This is a genomic window from Microbacterium sp. ZXT2-5, assembly GCF_055329545.1.
On record NZ_JBUZWD010000001.1, the window covers coordinates 2,627,713 to 2,648,134 of the forward strand.

Consider the following 20,422-nt stretch of genomic DNA (forward strand, 5'->3'; position numbering starts at 1 on the left):
GTCGAGCGCCGGCCGGCCGCCGTCAGGGGCGGGGGAGGAGGGTCAGCAGGGACGCCTCCGGGCGGCACGCGAAGCGCACGGGGGCGTAGATCGAGTGTCCGATGCCGGCGCTGACGTTCAGCGGCGCCGTCCGGCCGGCATGGGTCCACTCGCTCAGGCCGCGGGCCTGCCGGAGCGGGATGTCGCAGTTGGCCACGAGCGCCCCGAAGCCCGGCACCCGGACCTGTCCGCCGTGGGTGTGCCCTGCGAAGATCGCGTCCGCTCCGAGGTCGACGAAGTCGTCGAGCACGCGCCGATAGGGTGCATGCGTCACGCCGATGGTGAGATCCGCGGAGCCGTCCGCGCGCAGCTGCGAGACCAGGCCGGGGAGCACCTCGAGATCGTCCCACCCGCGGTGGGCGTCGCTGACGCCGAACGCGGCGATGCGCAGGTCTCCGGCATTCAGCGTCCCGCCGGCGTTGTTGAGATTCAGCCAGCCCAGCTCGTCGGCGAGGTAGCCGTCCAGCGCGTCGGTGTCGAGCGGCTCGGCCGTGTGGGTGACCTTCGAGGGCCCGGTGAAGTACCGGAGCGGGTTGCGTGGAGAGGGCGCCGCGTGGTCGTTGGATCCGTGGACGAAGACGCCCGGGATGCCGCGCAGGGGGTCGAACGCGGTGCGCAGCCCCCGCAGCCCGTCGGGGTGGCCCATGTTGTCGCCGGTGTTGACGACGAGGTCCGGCTGCAGCTCGGCGAGCGCAGCCATCCACCGCTGCTTGCGTCGCTGCCACGGAGCCATGTGCGCGTCCGAGACGTGGAGCACCCGCATCGGGCGGGCGCCGGCCGGAAGCACGGCGAGCTCATGGAACCGCACGGTGAACAGGTGGCGTTCGATGCCGATGCCCCACACCGCGGCACCCGCGGCGACCGCCCCCGCCGTGCCGAGCACGGTGAGGGCGGTGCGAGCCGGAGCCGACGGCACTAGTCGTCGCCGTTGCCGTTGTTGCCGCGGCCTCCGCCGCCGCCGCCGCAGTCGGCCGCGCTGTAATCGACCGTGATGCCGGCATTGCGGTTGACGACGGTGCCCGCGGCGGGGTTGGTCCCGCCGGTGCGCGACTGATTGCCCAGGGAGGCGTCCTGCGTGCAGGTGCCGTCGCTGACGTTGCCGAATCCGGCGCTGCGCAGCGCGCGCTTGGCGTCCTCCAGCGTGCGACCCGACACATCGGGCACCGCGATGCCCTGCCCGTTGCTCGGGCTGATCGTGACCACCGTGCCTGCCGCCACTCGGCCGGCACCGGGGTTCTGCCCGGCCACGACGCCTTCGGGCTGGTCGGAATCCACCGGATCGCCGACGACCACACCGAAGCCGGCGTTCTCCAGGATCGCGGTCGCCTCGTCGATCGACCTGCCGACCACGTCGGGCAGGTCCGTCAGCACCTGCTTCGTGAGCTCGGCATCGGGGCTCGCGAACCGGTCACCGCCGTACGCGGCGTTGGCGGCGCCCTGCACCCAGCGGGCGATCGAGTAGCGGATGTCGGACAGCCGCCGGTCGTTGTACCAGGTCTTGAAGATGTCGCCGCCGCCCTCGATGTTGCCCGCCCACGTGGCGGTCGCGACCTTGGTGCTGGAGGTGATGAGCCACGACTGGATGGACTCGTGGGTACCGGTCTTGCCGATGAGCGGCACGCCGTCGCGCGGGTTGCCCTGCGCACCCGTACCACCGTTCATGACGCCCTGCAGCGCGTACGCGGCGGTCGCGGCGACCCGGGGATCGAGCACCTGGCTGCACGCGCGCTCGGGCTTGGGCAGCTCGTTGCCGTCCGAGTCCGTCACGCGGTCGATCACCTGGGGCTGGCAGTAGACGCCGTTGTTGGCGACCGTGGCGTACGCCTCGGCCATCGCCAGCGGCGAGACCGCGGCCGTGCCGATGACAGACGACAGGTTGGTCATCTGCACCTCCGTGCCGTTCGCCTGGGTGACGCCCATCTTGGTGGCGACCTTCTCGATGTCGCAGAGGTCGAGCTTCTCGGCCATGGCGAAGTAGCCGGTGTTGAGCGAATCCGCGGTGAACCGCATCGGGGTCCCGTAGTACCCCCGGTTCTTGCCGAAGTTGTTCACCAGCGTGTTGCCCTCGTTGTACCAGTCGCCGTCGCACGAGTTCGTCATCTTCTTGAAGACGTGCAGCGTGCCGTTGAGGCGCTCGTTGACAGACTTGCCCTTCTCGAGCCAGTCGAGAAGCGTGAACAGCTTGAACGTCGATCCGGCGTTGAACCCGGTCGAGTTGCCGAACTGCTTGTCGCCGGCGAAGACCAGCGACGAGAAGTTCGGGTCGGCCGAGACGGCCGCGTCCTCGCTGAAGGACGTGTTCTGCGCCATGGCGAGGATGCGCCCGGTCGTGGCCTCCACGCTCACCGTGGTCGAGCCGAACCGGCCCGGGACCCCGATGTCGGGCGAGATCGGCATTTCGATGGAGGTCGGAGCGTACGTCGCGATGGCATCCTCGGCCGGCGTCTGGATGCGCGGGTCGAGCGTCGTGTAGACGTTCAGCCCACCGCGCTGCAGGGTCTCCTGACGATCCTCGGTCGTCTCGCCGAAGGCGGGGTCGTTGAGGATCACGTACTTGACGTACTGGCAGAAGTAGGCGGCGCGGCCGGCGGCGGCGCAGCCGGTCTTCGGCGGGTTGATGGTCGGGGTGATCGGCCACACCGCAGCCTCGACGAACTGCTCGCGGGTGATCTTGCCGTCCTCGAGCATGCGGTCGAGCACGTACAGCTGGCGCACCTTGGTGGAGGTGTAGCCGTCAGCGGCCGCCAGCTTCTGCTCCTCGGTGATGTCGCCCGAGGCGACCAGACCGTCGAGCGCGGAGAGGTTAGCGCCCTCGTCGATGACGCCGTCGGGCGCCTTGTTGAAGGTCGCGCCGTCCGAGCCGAAGATGGAGCCGCCGGGACGGTCGATGCGGTAGTTGTTGGGGTTCTGCACCATGCCGGCGAGGGTCGCCGCCTGTGCGACCGTCAGGCTCGCGGCGTTCGTGCTGAAGTAGTAGCGGGCGGCGGCCTCGATGCCGTACGTGATGCCGCCGAAGTTGGCGATGTTCATGTAGCCGAGCAGGATGTCGTTCTTCGAGTACTTCTGCTCCAGCGCGATGGCGTAGCGCATCTCCTGCAGCTTGCGGGTGTACCCCTCGGTGCCTTCGGCGGTCGTGGCCTCGACCCAGCAGTTGCGCAGCGCGTCGTCACGGCTCGTCTTGACCTTCGGCGCGCCGTTCTCGTCGACGATGATCTCGCCGGCCTCGTCGGTCTCGTACTCCGTCTCGGCGTTCTGCTCGCACTTCTGGATGAGCACGTTCTTGACGTACTGCTGGCTGATCGACGACCCGCCCTGGGTCTCGCCGCCGCCCTGCGCGTTGGAGAGCAGGGCGCGCGTCGTGCCGATGAGGTCGATGCCGCCGTGCTGGTAGTAGCGGGGGTCCTCACTGGAGAGGAGCGCGTCGTACATCACCGGGGAGATCTGATCGAACGCGACGGGGGTGCGGTCCTGCTCGAGGAACTGCGTCATCAGCACCGGCTCGCCCGTGTTGGGGTCGGTGTAGTAGAAGTTGCTCGGGAGCATGAGCTTGTCGAGCTCGAGGACGCTCGGGAGATTGTCGAACATCGTGATCGCGCGCTCGGCCGCGGTGCTCGTGATGGCGACCGCGGGGGTGACCGTGGCGGCGATGAGGACACCGGCTGCGGCACTGAGACCGACGAGTCCGGCGAGTCCGCCGAGCACACCGGTGGCCGTGCGTTTGGTATCAGGCATAGGCTTGATCGTAGGGGACATACCTGGGCGATTCCCTGACGGACGTGCGCCCGCGAAGATGTTTCCCAGCCTTCACCAGCCGTCACTTTCCCTGACCGAGGAGTCGCGATGACGACGTGGGAATACCTCACCACGCCCCTTCTGATCCACAACACCGCCGCGATCCTCAACAACTGGGGCAAGCAGGGCTGGGAGCTCGTCCAGGTCGTGCCCGGCCCCGAGGGAGGCCTCGTCGCTTACTTCAAGCGGCCCTCGGGCGGCGGCCAGCAGAATGCCGGACTGGATGCCGCGGCCCAGGCCGCCCGGCAGTTCGAGGGGTCGTGAGCATGAGCGTGAGCGACCGCCTCGCCGAGCTGGGCATCGACCTTCCCGACGTCGTGCCGCCCGTCGCGGCCTACGTGCCGGCGAAGGCATACGGCGACCTCGTCTACACCGCCGGCCAGCTGCCGATGATCTCGGGCGCGCTGCCGGCGACCGGGAAGGTCGGTGAAGGCCACGGCCTCGTGCCGGCGATCGACGCCAAGGACTATGCACGGCAGAGCGCCCTGAACGCGATCGCCGCGGCCGCCGCGGCGGTCGGCGGCGTCGACCGGCTCACCGGCGTGGTGAAGGTCACCGGGTTCGTGGCATCCGTCCCCGAGTTCACCGGCCAGCCCGGCGTCATCAACGGCGCCAGCGAGGTGCTCGGCGACATCTTCGGCGAGGCAGGCAAGCACGCCCGCTCCGCGGTCGGCGTTCCGGTGCTGCCGCTGGATGCCCCTGTCGAGGTCGAGGTCGTCTTCTCGTACGCCTGAGACGACGGAGCGGATGCCGCAGCCCAGGGCTGCGGCATCCGCTCTTCTCGTTCCCCTACCGGACCTGCGCCGAGATGACCGACATGACCATCGTGTCGGCGAGCGTCGTGGTGTCGCCGACCTCGCGGCCCTCCGCGACGTCGCGGAGGAGGCGCCGCATGATCTTGCCGGAGCGTGTCTTGGGCAGCTCTCCGACGATGTAGACGTCTCGCGGCCGGGCGATCGGGCCGATCTGCTCGCCGACCCAGACGCGCAGGTTCTGGGCGAGGCCGTCCGGCGCGTGCTCCGCGAGGTACGACTGCTTGATGATCACGAAGGCGACGACGGCCTGCCCGGTCGTCTCGTCGGAGGCGCCCACGACGGCCGCCTCGGCCACGGCTTCGTTGCCGACGAGGGCCGACTCGATCTCGGTCGTCGACAGGCGGTGGCCCGACACGTTCATGACGTCGTCGACGCGACCCAGCAGCCACACGTCGCCGTCGTCGTCGAGCCGGGCGCCGTCGCCGGCGAAGTAGTAGCCCTGCGTGCGGAACTTCTCCCAGTACGTCTCGACGAAGCGCTCGGGGTCACCCCAGATGCCGCGCAGCATCGACGGCCACGGCTCGGTGACGACCAGCAGCCCGCCGTTGCCGTTGCCGACGTGCGAGCCGTCCTCGTCGACCACGTCGATCGAGATGCCGGGCAGCGGCACCTGCGCGGAGCCCGGCTTCGTCTCGGTCACGCCGGGGAGGGCGGAGATCATGATCGAGCCCGTCTCGGTCTGCCACCACGTGTCGACGATCGGCGCCGTCTTGCCGCCGATGATCTTGCGGTACCACATCCACGCCTCGGGGTTGATGGGCTCGCCCACGGATCCGAGCAGGCGCAGCGACGAAAGGTCGTACTGCTTGGGGATGGCGCGGCCCAGCTTCATGAAGGAGCGGATCGCGGTCGGCGCCGTGTAGAGGACGGTGACGCCGTACTTCTGCACGATCTCCCACCAGCGCCCCGGGTGCGGCGTGTCGGGCGTGCCCTCGTACAGCACCTGCGTCGCGCCGTTGGCCAGCGGGCCGTACGTGACGTAGCTGTGCCCGGTGACCCAGCCGATGTCGGCGGTGCACCAGAAGACGTCGGACTCGGGGTGGATGTCGTGCACGACCTTGTTGGTGAACGCGGACTGCGTCAGGTACCCGCCCGAGGTGTGGAGGATGCCCTTCGGCTTTCCTGTCGTCCCCGAGGTGTAGAGGATGAACAGCGGATTCTCGGACGGGAACGCCTGGGCCTCGTGGTCGCCCGACGCCTGCGGCACGACGTCGTGCCACCACAGGTCGCGGCCCTCGGTCCAGTCCACCTCGTTCTGGCCGCGCTTGACGACGAGCACGTGCTCGACCGTCTCCTGCGCACCCGCGCCGCGGTCGCCGAGCGCGAGGTCGACGGCGGGCTTCAGCGGCGAGACCTTGCCCTTGCGGTAGCCTCCGTCGGCGGTGATGACGAGCTTCGCGCCGGCGTCGTCGATGCGGGCGCGCAGGCTGTCGGCGGAGAACCCGCCGAAGACGACGGAGTGGATGGCGCCGATGCGCGCGACCGCGAGCATCGAGGCGATCGCCTCGGGGATCATGGGCATGTAGATGGCGACACGGTCGCCGGCGCCGACGCCGAGGCCCTCCAGCACGTTGGCGAGCCGCTTGACCTCGCCGGTCAGCTCGGCGTAGGTCACCCGGCGCGCGTCGCCGGGCTCGCCCTCCCACAGCAGCGCGACACGGTCGCCGTTGCCCGCCTCGACGTGACGGTCGAGGCAGTTGTAGGCCACGTTCAGCTCGCCGTCGTCGAACCACTTGGCGAACGGGGGGTTCGACCAGTCGAGCACCTGGGTGAACGGCTTGTGCCAGTGCAGGTCGCGGGCTTGCTCGGCCCAGAAGCCCAGCCGGTCCGCTTTCGCCCGCTCGTAGAGGGCGGCCGTCGCGACGGCGTTGCCGGCGAACTCCGCGCTGGGGGCGAAGCGCCGATCCTCGTTCAGCAGGTGGTCGATCTGGCTGCTGGCGGGGTGCGTGACCGGAATCTGTTCGCTCATGGGAGCGCGCTCCTTTGCGGGCTTGAGGGAGGCCGGCGGGGTGCCGGTGAGTCTGCCAGGAAATGTACCCAGGCCGCTCGGGGGCGGCTACCCCCGATAGTAGGTGGCTGCGGATATCGGACTCGCACCGATATATCGGTGAGAATCCTCTCCTTTTCGTTTGGTGGCCCCCCTCGCCTCGCCTATGCTGACCGGTGGCCGAACATTCGATTCTGGCATTGCGGCGCCCGACGTCACCCCCCGAATTCGGGCCCGCGCACGGCGGCATCCCATTCCCCCCATGGGATGCCGCCTTCATTTTCTGGTCGGAAGGCGCCTCCCCCGCCGGGCCGGAGTCTCCTCCACATCCGTTCACGCAGCATCGCCGTCCACCGATGCGGTGATCGCCGGGTGCGCGCGCCGCCGCGTTCCCTACCGTCGACGGCATGCCGGCTCCTTTCGTCGTCCGCCCCCGCTCCGCCTCGCGGGAGCCATCGGGGCGGATGACGGATGCCGCGACCCGCTCCGCGCCGGCCGCCCCCGCCGGGCGGGTGCCCGCCGTGGCCTCGTTCCGCGTCGGCGAGACCGCGCAGGACGCCGATGCTGCCCCCGGCTCGTCGGGCGGGCCGTGGGTGCCCCAGCGGCGAGACTCTCGCGACGCCGCCGAGCGCCCGGGGCCCGTGACGACACCGCCGGAGCGCGGGCGTCCGGCGAGCATGCCGCCGAGGGAGGCGTGGGACCCGGCCCTCCTGCCGTTCGCGACCCACCTCGCCGATCCCGAAGTCACCGACGTCTTCGTCAACGGCACCGCGGGCCTCTTCGTCGACCGCGGCGCCGGCGTCGTCGCGGTGCCCGGCTGGCACGCCACAGAAGAAGAGGTGCGCGATCTCGCCGTCGACCTCATCGGCGCCGGTGGCCGTCACCTCGACGACGCTGCACCGTGTGTCGACGTCCGCCTGGACGGCGGCATCCGCGTGCATGCCGTGCTGGCGCCCGTCGCCCCTGACGGGACGATGATCTCGATACGGGTGCCGCGGGTCGGCCTGCCGACGCTCGATGCCCTGGAACGCACCGGGATGTTCGGCGACGAGGTGCGGCGGCACCTCGCGGGCGCGATCGCCGCCAGGACCAACCTGCTGGTCACCGGCGCGGCCGGCGCCGGGAAGACGACGCTCCTCGCGGCGCTTCTGGGCGAGACGCCCGACCACGAGCGCATCGTCACGATCGAGGACGTCGCCGAGCTGCGCATCGCGCACCCCCACCACGTCCGGCTCGAGGCCCGGCAGCCCAACATCGAGGGAAGCGGCGCCATCGGCCTCGCGAGACTCGTGCGCGAGGCGCTGCGCATGCGGCCCGACCGCCTGGTCGTGGGGGAGTGCCGCGGCGAGGAGGTGCGCGAGCTGCTGTCGGCGCTGAACACCGGTCACGACGGCGGCGCCGGCACCGTGCACGCCAACAGCCTGCATGACGTCCCGGCGCGACTGGAGGCGCTGGGCGCCCTGGCCGGGCTCGACGACCTCGCACTGGCGAGGCAGACCGCCAGTGCGATCGGGCTCATCATCCACGTCGAGCGCGGACCCGACGGCGTGCGCCGCGTCGCCGGCACCGGGCGCCCGATCGTGGATCCGTCGGGGCGGCTGGCCATCGAGGAGCGGCCATGGGACGCGGAGTGACGGCGGCACCCCGCCTCGCCCTGCCGCACCGCCGCGAGCGGACAGCGGCAGCGGGCGGGAGGCGCCGCCGCAGCGACGGACCACCCGGCACCGAGGCGGACGCGGCCGCCGAGTCGGTGCTCCAGCTGGCGGTGCTGCTGCAGGCGGGCCTGGCTCCCGCCCGCGCGTGGACGCACCTCGCTCAGGCGGGCGACGCCGCAGCCTCACACGTCGTGGCGGCGCACCGCGACGGTTCGCCGTTGCCGGAGGCCATCGCGGGGATCGGCACGCCGGTGTGGCGCGAGATCGCAGCGGCCTACAAGGTCGCCTCGGTCGTCGGTGCCCCGCTCGCGGACTCGCTGCGGGGGCTCGCCGTCGCGCTGCGCGACGCCCACGAGGCGGCCGACGACGTCCGCGTCGCGCTCGCCGAACCCGCCGGGACGGCACGGCTCATGGGCTGGCTGCCGCTCGTGGCCCTCGGACTCGGCGCTCTGCTCGGGTTCGACATGCTCGGAACGCTCATCACGAACCCGCTCGGCATCGCGAGCCTCGTCGGGGGCGGCCTCCTCCTCGGGCTCGCGCGCCGGTGGACGGGCCGCCTGATCGCACGCGCTCGCGCCGAAGGCGGCATTCCGGGACTCGACGCCGAGCTCGTGGCCATCGCCCTGAGCGGCGGGGTGTCGATCGATCGCGCCCACGCCGTCGTGCGGGATGCGCGGGCCGTCGGCCGGTCACGCCCCGTCGGCGCGGCCGTGTCCGAGAGCCGCGTCGAAGCGGCCGGGGCCGAGGACCCCGGCGACCGCGCCGCTGCGGGAATGACGGCGGACGTGGCCCGCGTGCTGGCGCTCGCGCGGTCGGCGGGCGTGCCCGCCGTCGAGCTGCTGCGGGCCTCGGCCGCCCACGCCCGCCATCGGGCACGCGTCGACGGGCGCCTTCGGGCCGCGCGGCTGTCGTCGAGGCTGCTGATCCCGCTGGGCGTGTGCATCCTGCCGGCGTTCCTCCTTCTCGGCGTCGCGCCGATGCTCCTGAGCGTCATGTCGACGATGTCGCTGACGCTGTGAGACCGCTGCCGCCCCAGCCCGGACGGCCTCGACACCCCGACCGTGCCCGCACAACCGACAACGAACGGAGACCCCATGTCCCTCTTCCGCACCACGCCGACCGTGCCGCGCCTCACGCGGCGTCGAGCCGAGCGACTGTTCCTGCCTCGGGAGGTGGACGACACCGGCGCGGCCACGGCCGAGTACGCCATCGCGACGATGGCAGCGGTGGCGTTCGCCGGCCTGCTCGTCGTCATCATGCGCTCCGACGAAGTGCGCGGCATTCTGACGGACCTCGTGCGCCGAGCCCTCACGGTGGCCTGATGAGATCGCGGTCGGGCGACGACCGCGGGTCGGTCGTCGCCGAGTTCGCGGTCGCACTCCCCGCTGTGCTGGTCGTGCTCCTCGTGGGCGTCGGCACGCTGGCGGCGGCCTCGAGGCAGGTGCGGCTGCAGGATGCGGTGGCGGATGCCGCGCGCCTGAGCGCGCGCGGCGAGCCGGCCTCGCGCGCGCAGGACGCCGTGGCGGCCGTCGTCGCGGGTGCGTCCGTCGACATCTCACCGCGCGGCGACCTGGTGTGCGTGGCGGCATCCGCGCCCGCCCTGCTGGGACTGCGCGTGAGCGCCGAGGGATGCGCGCTGGCGGGTGGGCTGTGACCGGCGCGCTCGCCGCGGCGCGGGGACCAGCGTCCCACGGAGGCGGCTGATGCCCGGCGCGCTCGCGGCGGCCGCCGTGGTCGCCGGCGCGGTCGTGCTCACCGGCGGCCTGGCGGCGGTCGGCGCGGCAGCGGTGGCCGGCCAGCGGATCGCCGCCGCGGCGGACGCGGGCGCGCTCGCCGCGGCGGACTCGGCCTCCGGCGCCGTGCCGGGTGCGCCGTGCGATCGGGCGGCAGAGGTCGTCGCCACGTTCGGCGCGGTCGTCGAGACCTGCGACCTGGACGAACTCGTCGCGACGGTGGCGGTCTCGCTGCGCATCGGCCCCCTCACCGCGCACGCGATCGCCCGGGCCGGGCCGCCGCCGTGATCCGGACTCACAGCGCTCGCACCGAGAAGCGGCGTGTATGGTTTGCGTCGAAGAAAGGACGCCCCCGTTGGCAGAAGGCAAGAAGCTCGTCATCGTCGAGTCACCGACGAAGATGAGGTCGATCCAGGGCTACCTCGGCGATGGCTACGAGGTGCTCAGCTCGGTCGGCCACATCCGCGATCTCGCGGACAAGAGAGACATCCCCGCTGAGAAGAAGCAGGCGTACGGGAAGTACTCGATCGACATCGACAACGGCTTCGACCCCTATTACGTCGAGAGCGAGCGCGGCAAGAAGACCGTCGCCGAGCTCAAGCGAGCGCTGAAGGGGGCGGACGAGCTCCTGCTCGCCACCGATGAGGATCGCGAAGGCGAGGCCATCGCGTGGCACCTCCTGCAGACCCTCAAGCCCAAGGTGCCGGTCAAGCGGATGGTGTTCCACGAGATCACCAAGGACGCGATCCAGGCCGCCGTCGGCAACACCCGGGAACTCGACCTCGCGCTCGTCGACGCGCAGGAGACCCGCCGCATCCTCGACCGTCTCTACGGCTGGGACGTCAGCCCGGTGCTCTGGTTCAAGGTGCAGCAGGGCACCTCGGCCGGACGCGTCCAGTCCGCGGCCACGCGCCTGGTCGTCGACCGCGAACGCGAGCGCATGGCGTTCGTGTCGGCGTCGTACTGGGACATCGAGGCGCTCGCCGCGCCCAACCGCCCCCAGGGCATCGATGAGGCCTTCTCGACCCGCCTGACGCGCGTGGACGGAGCGGTGCTCGCCCGCGGCACCGACTTCGACGACAAGGGCCAGCTGAAGAAGGCCGTCGTCGTCCTCGACGAGACGCAGGTGCGCGAGCTCGCCGCCGCGATCGAAGCGGCGGGCGAGGCATCCGTCACCGCCCTCGAGTCCAAGCCGGGAACCCGCAGCCCCAAGCCCCCCTTCACGACGTCCACGCTCCAGCAGGAGGCCGGCCGCAAGCTCTCGATGAGCGCCAAGCACGCCATGGGCGTCGCGCAGCGGCTCTACGAGAAGGGGTACATCACCTATATGCGCACCGACTCCACCGCGCTGTCGACGCAGGCCATCCAGGCCGCGCGTGAGCAGGCGGTCGCGATGTACGGTGCCGCGTCCGTGCCGCTCAACCCCCGCACGTACCGCAACAACAGCAAGAACGCCCAGGAGGCGCACGAGGCGATCCGTCCGTCGGGCGAGACGTTCCGCACGCCCTCCGAGGTGTCCGGTCAGCTCGACCGCGACGAGCTGCGGCTGTACGACCTCATCTGGAAGCGCACGATGGCCAGCCAGATGTCGGACGCGAAGTACGAGACGACGACGGTGACCCTCGACGTCGCCGCGGGCGCCCGGCGCGCGGAGTTCACGGCATCTGGAACCGTGTACACCTTCAAGGGCTTCCTCGAGGCGTACGAGGAGGGCCGCGACGAGAAGCGCGGCGACGCCGACAAGTCCGACGACCAGTCGCTTCCGGCGATGTCTGTGGGCGACGTGCTGCGGCTGCGCGACGTGGAGCCCAAGGGCCACGCGACCAGCCCCAAGCCGCGCTACACCGAGGCGAGCCTCGTCAAGGCGCTCGAGGAGAAGGGCATCGGGCGGCCCTCGACGTTCGCGAGCATCATCGACGTGATCCTCAATCGCGGGTACGTCACCAAGCGCGGGCAGGCGCTCATCCCGAGCTGGCTGGCGTTCAGCGTCGTCCGGCTGCTGGAGCAGCACTTCGCCGACCTCGTCGACTACGACTTCACCGCGGCCCTCGAGGACGACCTCGACGCGATCGCCCGCGGAGAGCAGAAGCGCGAGGACTGGCTCAAGGAGTTCTACTTCGGCTCCACCGACCACGTGGGTCTGCGCAACATCGTCGACAACCTCGGCGAGATCGACGCCCGCGCGCTCAACTCCACGCCCATCGGCGAGGTCGCCACGCTGCGGTTCGGCAAGTACGGCCCGTACCTGGAGGTGCCCGACAAGGAGAATCCGGATGCCGAGCCCCGCCGTGTCAACATCCCCGAAGACCTCGCACCCGACGAGCTGACCCCCGCCAAGGCGCAGGAGCTCATCGACGCCCCCGTCGCCGGCGACCGCGTGCTGGGGGAGAACCCGGCCAACGGCAAGCTCGTGGTGGTGAAGGACGGGCGCTTCGGCCCCTACGTCCAGGAGACCGATCCGCCCACGAACGAAGAGGTCGACGAGGAGACCGGAGAGGTGGTCGCCGTCGAGCCGGAGCCCGCGCCCAAGAAGCGCGGCGCGAAGAAGGAGGCGGCGCCGAAGCCCCGCACGGCATCGCTGTTCAAGTCGATGTCGGTCGACACCATCGACCTCGACGCGGCCCTCCAGCTGCTCGACCTGCCCCGCGTCGTGGGAGTCGACCCCGAGAGCGGCGCCGAGATCACCGCGCAGAACGGGCGCTACGGCCCCTACCTGAAGAAGGGCACGGACTCGCGGACGCTGCAGAGCGAGCAGCAGATCTTCGACATCACGCTCGAGGAGGCGCTCGCCGTCTACGCGCAGCCGAAGTACGGCGCCCGCGGTGCGAGCTCGGCCCTCAAGGAGTTCGAGAACGACCCGACCAGCGGCAAGCCGATCAAGCTGAAGGACGGCCGCTTCGGGCCGTACGTCACCGACGGTGAGACGAACGCGACGATCCCGCGCGGCGAGGACGCGATGGAGGTCACGTTCGAGCGCGCGGTGCAGCTTCTCGCCGACAAGCGGGCGAAGGGCCCCGCGAAGCGTCCCGCGCGACGCACGACCACGCGCAAGACCGCGGCCAAGAAGTGACGGCGGAGCACGCGGACACGCCGCCTGCGCCCGTCGCCGGTCGCCGACCGGAGAAGGGGCTGTTCGTCACCTTCGAAGGCGGGGACGGCGTCGGCAAGACCACGCAGGCGGCGCTCCTGGAGGAGTGGCTGACCCAGGCGGGCCGCACCGTCGTGCGCACCCGCGAGCCGGGGGGCACCGAGGTGGGCGTGCTCATCCGCGACATCGTGCTGCACCATCGCGGCGAGGTGTCCGCCCGCGCGGAGGCCCTGCTGTACGCGGCGGACCGCGCCCATCACGTCCAGACGCTGGTCCGTCCGGCGCTGGCGCGCGGCGAGGTCGTCATCCAGGACCGCTACCTCGACTCGTCCGTGGCGTATCAGGGCGCCGGCCGTGTGCTCGGGCGCGATGAGGTCCGCCGGCTGTCGCTGTGGGCCACCGAAGGGCTCCTCCCCGACGTGACGGTCCTCCTCGACCTCGACCCGTCCGCCGCGCGGTCGCGCCTGGACGCCGACGACAAGCCCTTCGACCGCCTGGAGGCCGAGGAGGAGCACTTCCACGCCCGCGTGCGCGAGGAGTTCCTGGCCCTCGCGGCAGCCGAGCCGACGCGCTTCCTGGTGCTCGACGCCGCGCTGCCCGCGGCCGACCTGGCCGCCGCCGTGCGCGCCCGCGTCGAGACGCTGCTCCACTGACCATCGGCTCGGTGCCGGAGGTCCGCGTCGGACGCGGCGACCGGGGCTTCGCGTCGGAGGCGGCGGTTAGGCTGGGCGGGATGGATGCCGCGACCCAGCCCGCCGCCCCGGGCGCTCCCGATGCGCGCGACGCCGCGGACCTGGGCGTGCCGTGGCGCGAGGTGTGGGGGCAGGACGCCGCGGTGGCGACGCTGCGGGAGGCGGCATCCGACCCCGCATCGATGACCCACGCGTGGCTCATCACCGGCCCGCCCGGCTCGGGCCGCTCGATCCTCGCGCACGCGTTCGCCGCCGCCCTCATCGCCGAGCCCGGCGACGAGCGCGCGATGCAGCAGGTCCTCGCGGGCACGCACCCCGACCTCACCGCACTGCGCACCGAGGGCGTCATCATCTCGATCAAGGACGCGCGCGCGCTCGTGGAGCGGTCGTACTTCGCCCCCTCGCTCGGCCGCTATCGCGTCATCGTCATGGAAGACGCCGATCGCATGGCGGAGCGCACCTCCAACGTGCTGCTGAAGGCCCTCGAAGAGCCGCCCGAGCGCACGGTGTGGGTGCTGTGCGCGCCGAGCGACGCCGACCTCCTGCCCACGATCCGCTCGCGCGTGCGCACGCTGCGCCTGCGCGAACCCGACGTCGACGACGTCGCAGAGCTCATCGTCCGGCGCAGTGGCGCCGATCCCGCGATCGCCGAGCAGTCCGCCCGGCATGCGCAGCGGCACATCGGCATGGCGCAGCGTCTGGCGACGGATGCCGCGGCCCGCGCCCGCCGCGACGCGACCCTGCGCGGTGTGCTGGGCGTACGGGGTGTGGGCGACGCCGTCGAGGTGGCGGGCGCCATTGTCGCCGCGGCGGCCGACGACGCCAAAGCGCTCACCGCCGAGCGCGACGAGGCCGAGCGCGCGACGCTCCTGCGCACGCTCGGCATCGCCGAGGGCGCGGCCGTGCCGCCTGCGGTGCGGTCGCAGCTGTCGGCCCTCGAGGACGAGCAGAAGCGCCGCGCGACACGCAGTCTGCGCGACGGGATCGACCGCGTCCTCACCGACCTCGAATCGATGTTCCGCGACACCCTCATGCTGCAGTTCGGCCGCGAGGGCGACCTCATCAACCGCGAGCTCGAATCCGAGCTCCGCGCGCTGGCGGCCGCATGGACGCCGGAGCGCACGCTCGCCGTCGTCGACCGGATCGCGGCGACGCGGGAGAACCTCGAACTCAACGCCGCCCCCGTGCTCGCCCTCGAGAGCATGCTCATCACCGTCGCCAGCGGAAGGACCCCGTGACCCGCACCCGCCCCCGCCCTCGGTCCCGGAGCCTGTCGAAGGGCGCCACGGTCCTCGCCGGCCTCGTCGCGGCCGCCCTCGCGCTGAGCGGCTGCCTCTACGCGACCATCCCCGATGCGACGCCGCGGCCGGCGACCAGCGAGTCGCCCGATGTCGCCGGGGTGGCGCCCGAGCTGCTTCCCTTCTACTCGCAGACGCTCGACTGGACCGCGTGCGACGACTTCGACTGCACCACGGTGACGGCGCCGCTGGACTGGGCGGACCCCACGAAGGGCGAGATCGAGCTGGCCCTCATCCGCAGCCGCGCCGAGGGCGCGGGTGAGCCGATCGGCTCGCTGCTGACGAACCCGGGCGGACCCGGGGCGAGCGGCGTCTCGCTGGTGCGGGACTCGGTGGCCTTCGCGGTGAGCGACCCCGTGCGCCAGGAGTTCCACACGATCGGGTTCGACCCCCGCGGGGTCGGGGAGTCGACGGCGGTGACCTGCTACGACGACACCGACATGGACGCCTACCTGTTCGACATCCCGGAAGGCGAGCGCGGCTCCGAGGCCTGGACGGATGAGCTTCTTGCCGCCCACACGGACTTCGCCGAGGCGTGCGAGGCGAACAGCGACGGCATCCTGCCGTACATCACCACCGAGAACGCCGCCCGCGACATGGATCTGATCCGCGCGGTGCTCGGCGACACCGAGCTGAATTACCTCGGCTACTCCTATGGCACCTTCCTGGGAGCGACCTACGCCAAGCTGTTCCCCGACAAGGTGGGGCGCCTCGTGCTCGACGGCGCCATCGATCCGTCGATCCCCGGGATCGACGTGGGCCTCACCCAGGGTCTCGGCTTCGAGTCGGCGCTGCGGGCGTACATGGCCGACTGCCTCCTGGACGACGAGTGTCCCTTCCGAGGGACGGTGGACGAGGCGATGGCCGACCTCGGCACGCTCCTGGCCGCGGTCGACCGCGATCCGCTGCCGGGCGCCGACGGCCGCCTGCTGGGCGCCGACACGCTCATGACCGCGATCGTCGCAGCGCTGTACTCGCCCGACAGCTGGAGCTTCCTGACGTTCGCGCTGGCTGAGACGCTTGCCGGCGATCCCGCCGCGGCCTTCCAGCTCGCCGACATCTACTACGACCGCGAGGACGGCGCATACCTCAACAATCAGACCGAGGCCTTCCGGGCGTACAACTGCATGGACTACCCGGTGGACGCGACACCGGAGGCCGAGGCCGCGGCGGAGGCCCTGCTCGCCGCCGAGGCGCCGACGATCGCGCCGTACTGGGAGGGCCCCGATCCGTGCGAGGTCTGGCCGTACCCGGCCACCGGCGTCCGCGAGCCCATCGCCGCCGAGGGCGCCGCGCCCATCGTCGTGGTCGGCACCACCAACGATCCGGCGACACCGTACGAGTGGTCGGTATCGCTTGCCGATCAGCTCTCGTCGGGTGTGCTCGTGACGCGCGTGGGCGAGGGGCACACCGGCTACAACAAGGGCAACAGCTGCGTCGACGCCGCGGTCGAGACCTATCTCCTCGAGGGCACGCCTCCCGAGGACGGTCTGCGGTGCGAGTGAGACGAGGGCCGTGGTTCGCGAGCACCCGCCGGAGGCTGTAAGATCGTTGCTTGTGCATCGCGCAAGCGGGGCGCGCCACCTTAGCTCAGTCGGCAGAGCGATTCACTCGTAATGAATAGGTCAAGGGTTCGATTCCCTTAGGTGGCTCAGAACCGGAAGCGGCCGCCGCGGCGGCCGTTTTCCGTATCCGAAGGACGGTGGTGCGGTGCCCCAGGCGATCGACGCCCTCGCCGAGATCTTCTCGTGGATCGGCTTCGGCCTGGGCGCCCTGCTCGCGGGCGTGGCGCTCATCATGTACCTCTTCGACGGCACGTGGGTCCCGGCGCGCGCCGTCGTCGAGGAGTCGCCGCACGGACGCGTCGCCCGCTGGTTCGACGACGAAGGCGGAGTGGGCGAGGCCCACCTCACCCACGAGCAGGAGCACGAGATCGGCGACGCCGACACGGCGGACGTGTTCGTGCGACGGGGGTCCCTCGACCGGATGCGGCTGACCCAGGGTTCGCCTGCCGTGCGGGCGGTGGCGCGGCTGGCGATGGGCCTGCTCGGCCTCGGCGTGGTCGCGCTGGCCACGTCGCTGATCATGCTGTTCGTCCGCGGCTGAGCCCGGGTGCGCCCGACCTGCGGGCGTCACGCGATCGCGAGCAGACCGCCGGCGGTCAATGCGAGTCCCAGCCCCACCCACTGAACCGCGGCGACGCGCTCGCGCAGCACGACGGAGGCCAGGATGATGGTGCCGGCCGGATACAGGGCGGTGAGCGCCGACACGACGGCGAGGTCGCCCGTTCTCAGCGCGAGCAGGATGAGCGCATTGGCCGCCGCATCGCGCCGTAGGTCAGCGCGCCGAGGAGGGCGACGGCGGCGGGCAGCATCGTGAATCAGCTTAGAAGCGTGGACTCGTACGGGTCGCAGCAAACTTATTTCGCTAGCTAGGCTAGCGATATGCACGTGCAGAAGGAAGCTCGCCGCGGTCCATCCCGCTGGCTGCGCATCGGCATCCCGGTGCTCCTCACCCTCATCTGGCTGGCGGCCGGTTCGATCGGCGGGCCCTACTTCGGCAAGGTCGACGAGGTGTCCTCCAATGACCGTTCGACGTTCCTGCCCGAGAGCGCCGACGCCACCAAGGTCAACGAGCGGCTCGCCGACTTCCTGGGCGAGGAGAGCATCCCTGCGGTGATCGTCGTCACCGGAGAAGGCGAGCTGACCGAGGACGAGATCGCGCAGGTGCAGTCCGTCGTCGACGACATCGCCGCCCTCGACGCCGTCGCCGGTGACGTCTCACCGCCCGTCCCCTCGGACGACGGCGAGGCCGTGCAGATCTTCGTGCCCATCGACTCCTCGGCCGAGGTCGGGGAGACCGTCGACGAGATGCGCACGCTGCTCTCCGAGAACCTGCCCGAGGGCCTCGAGGGCTGGGTCACCGGTCCCGCGGGCTTCACCGCCGACCTCGCGGAGGGCTTCCTCGGCATCGACGGGCTGCTGCTGGCCGTCGCGCTCATCGCCGTCTTCCTGATCCTGGTGGTGGTGTACCGCTCGCCGCTGCTGCCCGTCCTCGTGCTGTCGACCTCCGTCTTCGCGCTCTGTGCGGCCCTGCTGACGGTGTGGTGGCTCGCCTACGCGGGCATCGTCGTGCTCAACGGGCAGGTGCAGGGCATCCTCTTCATCCTCGTGATCGGCGCGGCGACCGACTACGCATTGCTGTACGTCGCCCGGTTCCGCGAGGCGATCGCCGCCGGGATGGGGAAGTGGGATGCCACGCTGGCGGCGTGGCGTGGATCGTTCGAGCCCATCCTCGCCTCGGGCGGCACCGTGATCGCGGGTCTGCTGTGCCTCCTGCTGTCGGACCTCGCCACCAACCGGGCGCTGGGCCCGATCGCATCGATCGGCATCGCCTTCTCGGTGCTGTCGGCGCTGACGTTCCTGCCCGCACTGCTGGCGCTGTGCGGACGCGCGGCGTTCTGGCCGTTCATCCCCAAGGAACCGCTCGCGACCATTCCCGAGGACCTCACCCAGCCGGTGAAGGGTCTGTGGCCGCGGCAGGCGCGCTTCGTCGCCCGCAACGCGCGGACGGTGTGGATCGCCTGCACGATCGTGCTGCTGGCCGGCGCCTTCGGCATCGCGCAGCTCAAGGCCGACGGCGTCTCCACGAGCGAGCTCGTGCTGGGAGCCTCGGAGGCCCGCGACGGGCAGGAGGTGCTCGCCGAGCACTTCCCGGCGGGGTCGGGATCGCCGGTGTACGTCATCGTTCCCGAGGGCGAACTGGCCGACACCGCGGAGGTGCTGGAGGATGCCGACGGCATAGACTCGGTCGCCGTCGCCTCGGAGGAATCGCCCACCGGTCAGGCCGCGGTGACCGTCGAGGACGGCGAGGCGGTGCTCACCGCGGTCGGTCCGCCCGGAACGCCGGCGCCGGAGGCGACCGTCGCGGACGGCGACGTGCTCGTGATCGGGACGCTGACGGATGCCGCGGACTCCGTCGCCGCCGAGGACCAGGTTCGCGGACTCCGCGCCGACCTCGACGAGACGCTCGGCGCCGGGACGGCGATCGTCGGAGGCGAGACCGCCACCGACATCGACACCAACGACACGTCCACCCGCGATCGCAGCGTCATCATCCCGGTCGTGCTCGTCGTGATCCTCCTGATCCTGATGCTGCTGCTGCGCTCGGTGCTGGCCCCCGTGCTGCTCATCGCCACCGTCATCCTGTCGTTCGCGACGGCGCTGGGGGTGAGCGCCCTCGTCTTCAACAACGTCTTCGGATTCCCCGGAGCCGACCCGGCGGTGCCGCTCTTCGGCTTCGTGTTCCTGGTGGCGCTCGGCGTGGACTACAACATCTTCCTGATGTCGCGCGTACGCGAGGAGTCGCTGGTCCACGGCACGCGGCCGGGCATCCTGCGTGGCCTCGTGGCGACAGGCGGCGTCATCACGTCGGCGGGACTGGTGCTCACGGCGACGTTCGCGGCGCTCGGCGTCATCCCGATCCTGTTCCTCGCGCAGATCGCCTTCATCGTCGCCTTCGGCGTGCTGCTGGACACCTTCATCGTGCGCTCGCTGCTGGTGCCGGCGCTCTCGTACGACATCGGCAGGGCGATCTGGTGGCCCTCGAAGCTCTGGCGGCGCGGTCCGGAGGACCGGCGTACGCTCGAACCATGAGCAAGGCGCTGTTCATCGTCGACGTCCAGAACGACTTCACCGAGGGGGGTGCGCTCGGAGTTCACGGCGGTGACGCCGTCGCGCAGCGCATCACCGAGTTCCTCGTCACCCACGCCGAGGACTACGCCGTGATCGTCGCTTCGCGTGATTGGCACCACGCCGAGGGCGACAACGGCGGGCACTTCCACCCGGAGCCCGACTTCGTCGACACGTGGCCGGTGCACTGCGTGGGCGGCACCGAGGGGGCGGAGTACGACCCGGGGTTCGACACGTCGGCGGTGACGCACCACGTCAAGAAGGGGCAGGGCGTGCCGGCGTACTCGCTGTTCGAAGGCACGACCGACGACGGCGAGACGGTCGCGCACCTGCTCGAGGAGAACGGCGTGGTGGACGTCGACATCGCCGGCATCGCGACCGACTACTGCGTGCGCGCGTCGGCTCTCGACGCCATCGAGCACGGACGGCACGTGCGCATCCTCACCGACCTCGTCGCCGGCGTCGCCGCCGAATCCAGCGACGCGGCCCTGGCCGAGTTGGCGCACGCGGGAGCCGAGCTGGCGGAATCCGGCCTCACCGGGCGGTAGGTGACCCGGCGTCGGGCGGGCGGCGTGCACAGCGTCGGAGGTTTCCGCCGACACGCCGAGCGCCCGGCCGCCGACCCGGCGTGG

18 protein-coding genes and 1 tRNA gene are annotated in these 20,422 nt (G+C 71.3%); 15 read left to right on the plus strand and 4 right to left on the minus strand.

The window, feature by feature from the left end; translation table 11 throughout:
• Window positions 1-22: 22 nt before the first annotated feature.
• On the minus strand, window positions 23-955 hold the full coding sequence (locus ACZBH1_RS11680; protein WP_463646454.1) for a metallophosphoesterase: 933 nt from the start codon (window positions 953-955) through the stop codon (window positions 23-25).
• Window positions 955-3,771 carry a transglycosylase domain-containing protein gene (locus tag ACZBH1_RS11685; protein WP_463646455.1) on the minus strand — a complete coding sequence of 939 codons (2,817 nt, stop codon included), beginning with the start codon at window positions 3,769-3,771 and terminating at the stop codon, window positions 955-957. Before ACZBH1_RS11685 ends, ACZBH1_RS11680 begins: the two co-directional genes overlap by 1 nt.
• A gap of 108 nt (window positions 3,772-3,879) precedes the next feature.
• Between ACZBH1_RS11685 and sp36 the strand changes: the two genes are divergently transcribed.
• Together sp36 and ACZBH1_RS11695 are read left to right on the plus strand one after the other, a co-directional pair.
• Window positions 3,880-4,095 (plus strand): Sp36 family protein, encoded by a 216-nt coding sequence (gene sp36, locus ACZBH1_RS11690; protein WP_336396741.1) that lies wholly within the window; start codon window positions 3,880-3,882, stop codon window positions 4,093-4,095.
• Between the two features lie 2 nt (window positions 4,096-4,097).
• Window positions 4,098-4,565, plus strand: a complete 468-nt coding sequence (locus ACZBH1_RS11695; RefSeq protein WP_463646456.1) for a RidA family protein — start codon at window positions 4,098-4,100, stop codon at window positions 4,563-4,565.
• A gap of 55 nt (window positions 4,566-4,620) precedes the next feature.
• Here ACZBH1_RS11695 and acs read toward each other — a convergent pair whose 3' ends face one another.
• Window positions 4,621-6,615 carry an acetate--CoA ligase gene (gene acs, locus ACZBH1_RS11700; protein WP_463646457.1) on the minus strand — a complete coding sequence of 665 codons (1,995 nt, stop codon included), beginning with the start codon at window positions 6,613-6,615 and terminating at the stop codon, window positions 4,621-4,623.
• A gap of 425 nt (window positions 6,616-7,040) precedes the next feature.
• On the opposite strand from acs, the gene ACZBH1_RS11705 reads away from it, so the two are divergent.
• The 11 genes from ACZBH1_RS11705 (at window position 7,041) to ACZBH1_RS11755 (ending at window position 17,205) form a co-directional block, all read left to right on the plus strand.
• A complete protein-coding gene (locus ACZBH1_RS11705) occupies window positions 7,041-8,267 on the plus strand; it encodes a TadA family conjugal transfer-associated ATPase (RefSeq protein WP_463646458.1) in 1,227 nt (408 codons plus the stop codon).
• A complete protein-coding gene (locus ACZBH1_RS11710) occupies window positions 8,252-9,307 on the plus strand; it encodes a type II secretion system F family protein (protein WP_463646459.1) in 1,056 nt (351 codons plus the stop codon). The genes ACZBH1_RS11705 and ACZBH1_RS11710 overlap by 16 nt, the downstream gene beginning before the upstream one ends.
• A gap of 75 nt (window positions 9,308-9,382) precedes the next feature.
• Window positions 9,383-9,610, plus strand: coding sequence for a DUF4244 domain-containing protein (locus ACZBH1_RS11715; RefSeq protein WP_378882068.1), 228 nt, complete (start codon window positions 9,383-9,385; stop codon window positions 9,608-9,610).
• A complete protein-coding gene (locus ACZBH1_RS11720) occupies window positions 9,610-9,942 on the plus strand; it encodes a TadE family type IV pilus minor pilin (protein WP_463646460.1) in 333 nt (110 codons plus the stop codon). Before ACZBH1_RS11715 ends, ACZBH1_RS11720 begins: the two co-directional genes overlap by 1 nt.
• A 49-nt stretch (window positions 9,943-9,991) precedes the next feature.
• Entirely contained in the window at window positions 9,992-10,309 is a 318-nt protein-coding gene (locus ACZBH1_RS11725) for a helicase (RefSeq protein ID WP_463646461.1), read from the plus strand.
• Between the two features lie 67 nt (window positions 10,310-10,376).
• Window positions 10,377-13,091, plus strand: coding sequence for a type I DNA topoisomerase (gene topA, locus ACZBH1_RS11730; RefSeq protein ID WP_463646462.1), 2,715 nt, complete (start codon window positions 10,377-10,379; stop codon window positions 13,089-13,091).
• A complete protein-coding gene (gene tmk / locus ACZBH1_RS11735; protein ID WP_463646463.1) occupies window positions 13,088-13,762 on the plus strand; it encodes a dTMP kinase in 675 nt (224 codons plus the stop codon). The genes topA and tmk overlap by 4 nt, the downstream gene beginning before the upstream one ends.
• 80 nt (window positions 13,763-13,842) lie before the next feature.
• Window positions 13,843-15,039: a DNA polymerase III subunit delta' gene (locus ACZBH1_RS11740; protein WP_463646464.1), complete on the plus strand. Its 1,197-nt coding sequence runs from the start codon at window positions 13,843-13,845 to the stop codon at window positions 15,037-15,039.
• Complete coding sequence (locus tag ACZBH1_RS11745; RefSeq protein WP_463646465.1) at window positions 15,036-16,604, plus strand: alpha/beta hydrolase; 1,569 nt, start codon at window positions 15,036-15,038, stop codon at window positions 16,602-16,604. The genes ACZBH1_RS11740 and ACZBH1_RS11745 overlap by 4 nt, the downstream gene beginning before the upstream one ends.
• 74 nt (window positions 16,605-16,678) lie before the next feature.
• A tRNA-Thr gene (locus ACZBH1_RS11750) sits at window positions 16,679-16,751 on the plus strand.
• Window positions 16,752-16,809: 58 nt separating this feature from the next.
• Window positions 16,810-17,205: a hypothetical protein gene (locus tag ACZBH1_RS11755; protein WP_336396729.1), complete on the plus strand. Its 396-nt coding sequence runs from the start codon at window positions 16,810-16,812 to the stop codon at window positions 17,203-17,205.
• A 26-nt stretch (window positions 17,206-17,231) separates the two neighbouring features.
• On the opposite strand, the gene ACZBH1_RS11760 is transcribed toward ACZBH1_RS11755, so the two are convergent.
• Complete coding sequence (locus tag ACZBH1_RS11760; RefSeq protein WP_463646466.1) at window positions 17,232-17,549, minus strand: EamA family transporter; 318 nt, start codon at window positions 17,547-17,549, stop codon at window positions 17,232-17,234.
• Here ACZBH1_RS11760 and ACZBH1_RS11765 point away from each other — a divergent pair.
• The gene (locus ACZBH1_RS11765) at window positions 17,544-19,754 is read left to right on the plus strand and encodes an MMPL family transporter (protein WP_463646467.1); all 2,211 of its coding nucleotides are present in this window, start codon (window positions 17,544-17,546) and stop codon (window positions 19,752-19,754) included. The two genes, ACZBH1_RS11760 and ACZBH1_RS11765, sit on opposite strands and share 6 nt — an antisense overlap.
• Window positions 19,751-20,338: an isochorismatase family protein gene (locus ACZBH1_RS11770; protein ID WP_452325120.1), complete on the plus strand. Its 588-nt coding sequence runs from the start codon at window positions 19,751-19,753 to the stop codon at window positions 20,336-20,338. Before ACZBH1_RS11765 ends, ACZBH1_RS11770 begins: the two co-directional genes overlap by 4 nt.
• Window positions 20,339-20,422: the final 84 nt, after the last annotated feature.

Excerpts from the sequence above, each read along its gene's own strand:
- ACZBH1_RS11725 (WP_463646461.1), top strand. The coding sequence starts at position 9,992 with ATGCCCGGCGCGCTCGCGGCGGCCGCCGTGGTCGCCGGCGCGGTCGTG.
- ACZBH1_RS11695 (WP_463646456.1), top strand. The coding sequence starts at position 4,098 with ATGAGCGTGAGCGACCGCCTCGCCGAGCTGGGCATCGACCTTCCCGAC.
- acs (WP_463646457.1), bottom strand. The coding sequence starts at position 6,615 with ATGAGCGAACAGATTCCGGTCACGCACCCCGCCAGCAGCCAGATCGAC.
- ACZBH1_RS11685 (WP_463646455.1), bottom strand. The coding sequence starts at position 3,771 with ATGCCTGATACCAAACGCACGGCCACCGGTGTGCTCGGCGGACTCGCC.
- ACZBH1_RS11720 (WP_463646460.1), top strand. The coding sequence starts at position 9,610 with ATGAGATCGCGGTCGGGCGACGACCGCGGGTCGGTCGTCGCCGAGTTC.
- ACZBH1_RS11715 (WP_378882068.1), top strand. The coding sequence starts at position 9,383 with ATGTCCCTCTTCCGCACCACGCCGACCGTGCCGCGCCTCACGCGGCGT.
- ACZBH1_RS11740 (WP_463646464.1), top strand. The coding sequence starts at position 13,843 with ATGGATGCCGCGACCCAGCCCGCCGCCCCGGGCGCTCCCGATGCGCGC.
- ACZBH1_RS11710 (WP_463646459.1), top strand. The coding sequence starts at position 8,252 with ATGGGACGCGGAGTGACGGCGGCACCCCGCCTCGCCCTGCCGCACCGC.
- ACZBH1_RS11770 (WP_452325120.1), top strand. The coding sequence starts at position 19,751 with ATGAGCAAGGCGCTGTTCATCGTCGACGTCCAGAACGACTTCACCGAG.
- ACZBH1_RS11705 (WP_463646458.1), top strand. The coding sequence starts at position 7,041 with ATGCCGGCTCCTTTCGTCGTCCGCCCCCGCTCCGCCTCGCGGGAGCCA.
- sp36 (WP_336396741.1), top strand. The coding sequence starts at position 3,880 with ATGACGACGTGGGAATACCTCACCACGCCCCTTCTGATCCACAACACC.
- ACZBH1_RS11765 (WP_463646467.1), top strand. The coding sequence starts at position 17,544 with ATGCACGTGCAGAAGGAAGCTCGCCGCGGTCCATCCCGCTGGCTGCGC.